Here is a 3,304-nt window from a genome sequence, read left to right as displayed (position 1 = left end):
TGGGTGGCGTCGACCAGGTAGTAGGTGAGCTTGACCACCTGCTCGAAGCCGGCCCCGACCGCCTGCAGCGCGGCCTGGAGGTTGTCGAACACCTGCTGTGCCTGGGCCCGAATGTCATCTGGCCCGACCAGCGCCCCCGTGCGGTCGAGGGCGACCTGCCCGGCGATGTAGACCGGTCGACCCGCGGTGACCTCCACCACATGGGTGTAGCCAGCCGGGTGGTGCATCGCCTCGGGGTTGATGAAGTTGGCGGTGACGGGCAGCTGCCCGGATGCGGCATCGGTCATGCGACCATTCCTGTCTGCTTGTGGTTGGACAGAGGGCGAGGCAGTCTACGACGGGCGCTCCGGGCCCACTGTCCTGGACGGGCGGCCGACCGACCTCGGTAGCATGCGTCCGCAACACTCAGGTCCAAGTGAGGTCGGGAGCCGGGCCGATCAGGCGGCGCGGTCGGGCGCCCAGGAGGTCTGGTGGGATGCTGAGTGCCTATGTGCTGATCGAGACCGAGGTCGGCAAGGTCGCCCATGTCGCTCAGGCGCTGACCAGGGTTGATGGGGTGCAGCTGGCTGAGGACCTCGCCGGCCCTTACGACGTCATCGTGAGACTGCAGGCGCCCAGCCTCGACGAGCTCGGCCGGCTGGTCGTGTCCCACATCCAGCTCCTGGACGGTGTGACCCGCAGCGTGACCTGCATCGTGCTGCCCCGCTAGTGCTGCGTCGCTGAGATCGGTGACGCTGACGAAGTCGCCGCGGCGCAGCCCCGGCGCGGACCGCGGGGTGCTTGTGGGTGGCGAGTTGTCGCAGACCAGGTGCAGCCGCCGGCGTGGATGGGTCGGGCGAGCTGCTTGAGGAACCCGAGGCACTCCTGGTGGCGGCGGCGGGCATCGGCCATGGTCGCACAGCAACCAACGGCGATCTCACCCATCACCCACATCGGTGCCGTGGTTGGCTACCGCAGACCGCGCCCGTCCAGCATGCGGCGACCGAGGGCCGAGCAGCCGTGCCGGCGGTGGCCCTCCCTCTTCTCGGCCAGGGTCCCTCAGCTGGTGGCGCCGCCCACCAAGGGCCCGCCACGTACCGGTTGATCGGTGATCACCCGGCGTTCGTTGTCGCGCACGCGCGGTTCGTAGTGGGCGAAGAAGACCTTGCCGACCAGGTCGCGGCGGCTGCGCACGCCGGTCTTGTCGAAGATGCTCTTGAGGTGCTGCTGGACGGTGTGGGCGGAGACGACCAGCCGCTCGGCGATCTCCGCCGTCGAGCTGCCCTGCAGGACCAGCCGGGTGACGTCCTGCTCGCGCTCGGTCAGCCCATAGACCGACATCAGCATCGGCGCGATGCGGGCCGGGTGGGCGGGCTCCACGATCACGGCCACGCGGCGGGCCTTGCCGGAGACCAGGGCGGCGCCGTGGAGCACGATCCAGGTGCCCGAGCGCGCCAGCACCCGTGAGACCGCGACCTGCCCGGGCTCATCAGGGTGCTCGGCGGTGCGCAGCGCCCGGCCGGCGACCGCCAGGACCGCCGACGGCAGCCGGCCGGCGTCCCATTCGCCGTCGGGGAGTTCCTGCAGCCAGCGCTCGACGCCGGGCGTGGCCGACTCAACCTCCCAGGTGTCCGACAGGACCAGCAGGCCGGGCGACTCGGGCCCTTCGGGGTCGACCGCCTCGCCGACCAGCAGCGCCCGCCGCGCCCCCTCGGCCAGGGAGGGCGCCACCGCCCGCACAAAGGCCACCTCGGCGTCGTCGAACAGCGGCCGGCCGGGCTCGCGGTACAGCCCCAGCGCCCCCCACACCTCACCGGAGGGGTGCGCAGGGCGGCGATCAGCTCCTGGTCACCGCCCAGGGCCATGTTGAAGTGCCAGCGCGGGCTGCCGGTCGGGTCGCCCCCGGTGGCCTCATGCAGCGTCGAGATCCCACGCTGGGAGCGGGCCACGTCGACCAACTTGTTGACGTCGTCTTGGTAGTACTCGTGGGCGAACCACTCGCCAGGGAGTTCCGGCAGGCCCTGCTGGTAGTGGCTGGTGACCAGCAGCGAGGCCGGATCCAGCGTGTACCAGCACGGCGCCCCGCCATGGGGGACGGCACCGGCCAGCACCTCAGTCGACGCCTGCCAGAAGCTCACCAGGTCAAGGCCGTGCCCGGCCAGCCGGGCGATCCTGTCGCCGGCCCGCTGCTTGACCTCGCCACTCACGGGAGCCATGACAGCACTCTAGGGGCGGTCCGCCCGCCTGCAAATACCACCTTTCTGGAATGGGCAGCCCTCCCGGCAGGCCCTAACGTCACCGTGACCACCAACGGCAAGGAAGGAACGATGGACACCCACCAGGAAGTCAGCACCGGTGTGCGGGTGCTGGGCCCCACTGACGGGCAGGTCGCCGGGGTGCCGGAGTCGCGCACCGACCGGTTCATGATCGACAGCATCGACACCGGGGGGCGGCTCTCGGTCGTCGAGCACACCCTGCCGCCGCATGTGCTGGCCGCCCCGCTGCACTACCACACCCGCGAGGACGAGTACAGCTACGTCCTCGAAGGCCGCCTCGGGGCGCTGCTGGGTGACCAGGAGGTCTTCGCCGGACCTGGCGATCTGGTCTTCAAGCCCCGCGGGCAGTGGCACACCTTCTGGAATCCCGGCGACACCCCCACGCGCGTCCTGGAGCTCATCTCGCCTGGCGGTTTCGAGGACCTGTTCCGCGAGCTCGGCGCCCTCGGCAGCGAGCCGGACCCGGCGACCCTCGAGGCGCTGGCGGCGCGCTACGGCGTCAAGGGCGACTTCCAGGGCACGGCGCCCATCCTCCAGCGGCACGGGCTGCGGTTCTAGGCGCCGACATGGCCGCTGCGGCCGGAGCCCGTACCCCAGAGGAGCTGGAAACCCTGTTGGAGGACGCCTTCGTGCTCCACGACCACCACGCGCTCGACCAGCTCTTCCAGGAAGGCGCCATGCTGGTGGCCGGCGATGGCCTGCCAGAGGCCCGCGGCCACCAGCAAATCACCAAGGCCGCTACCCAGTTGTGGGACCTCGACCGCCGCTACCTCGCCGAACCACGGCGGATCCTCCAGGTCCGCGACACCGCCTTGGTGTTGGCGGACCACGCCATCAACGTGGTCCGCCGTGGCGACGACGGGTTCTGGCGGTACGCCATCTCGCTCCTCGACGTCGAGAAGACAACCGCAACCAAGCAGCGATGACCAACCAGAGCACCGCTGGGCTGCGGGACAGGGCAGCTGGAAGCTGCTGCGCGACGACCGCCACCTGCGCCGACGCCAGACCGAGCTGGCGCTGATCGAACGGCTGCAACCGTTGACGGGAGG

The 3,304-nt window shown here is 70.6% G+C and carries 5 protein-coding genes; 3 read left to right on the top strand and 2 right to left on the bottom strand.

All coding sequences use genetic code 11. The features are described from left to right. Positions 1-287, bottom strand: a 287-nt coding sequence (locus tag VF468_14880; protein HEX5879578.1) for a RidA family protein, incomplete at its 3' end; no start/stop codon positions are given. 188 nt (positions 288-475) lie between these two features. On the opposite strand from VF468_14880, the gene VF468_14875 reads away from it, so the two are divergent. Further along, positions 476-709, top strand: coding sequence for an Lrp/AsnC ligand binding domain-containing protein (locus VF468_14875; GenBank protein ID HEX5879577.1), 234 nt, complete (start codon positions 476-478; stop codon positions 707-709). 329 nt (positions 710-1,038) lie between these two features. Here the strand turns inward: VF468_14875 and VF468_14870 are convergent, their stop codons facing one another. Continuing rightward, positions 1,039-1,788, bottom strand: a complete 750-nt coding sequence (locus tag VF468_14870; protein ID HEX5879576.1) for a helix-turn-helix transcriptional regulator — start codon at positions 1,786-1,788, stop codon at positions 1,039-1,041. 518 nt (positions 1,789-2,306) lie between these two features. On the opposite strand from VF468_14870, the gene VF468_14865 reads away from it, so the two are divergent. Both VF468_14865 and VF468_14860 read left to right on the top strand, forming a co-directional pair. Further along, positions 2,307-2,813, top strand: a complete 507-nt coding sequence (locus VF468_14865; protein ID HEX5879575.1) for a cupin domain-containing protein — start codon at positions 2,307-2,309, stop codon at positions 2,811-2,813. Positions 2,814-2,821: 8 nt separating this feature from the next. After that, positions 2,822-3,181, top strand: coding sequence for a hypothetical protein (locus VF468_14860; protein ID HEX5879574.1), 360 nt, complete (start codon positions 2,822-2,824; stop codon positions 3,179-3,181). The last annotated feature ends 123 nt before the right edge of the window (positions 3,182-3,304 follow it).

Source organism: Actinomycetota bacterium, assembly GCA_036280995.1.
Classification (GTDB): domain Bacteria; phylum Actinomycetota; class CALGFH01; order CALGFH01; family CALGFH01; genus CALGFH01.
This window is presented reverse-complemented; position numbering and strand designations above follow the sequence as displayed.

Bases quoted from the DNA above. Each gene is read 5' to 3' on its own strand.
- VF468_14860 (HEX5879574.1), top strand. From the start codon at position 2,822: ATGGCCGCTGCGGCCGGAGCCCGTACCCCAGAGGAGCTGGAAACCCTG.
- VF468_14865 (HEX5879575.1), top strand. From the start codon at position 2,307: ATGGACACCCACCAGGAAGTCAGCACCGGTGTGCGGGTGCTGGGCCCC.
- VF468_14875 (HEX5879577.1), top strand. From the start codon at position 476: ATGCTGAGTGCCTATGTGCTGATCGAGACCGAGGTCGGCAAGGTCGCC.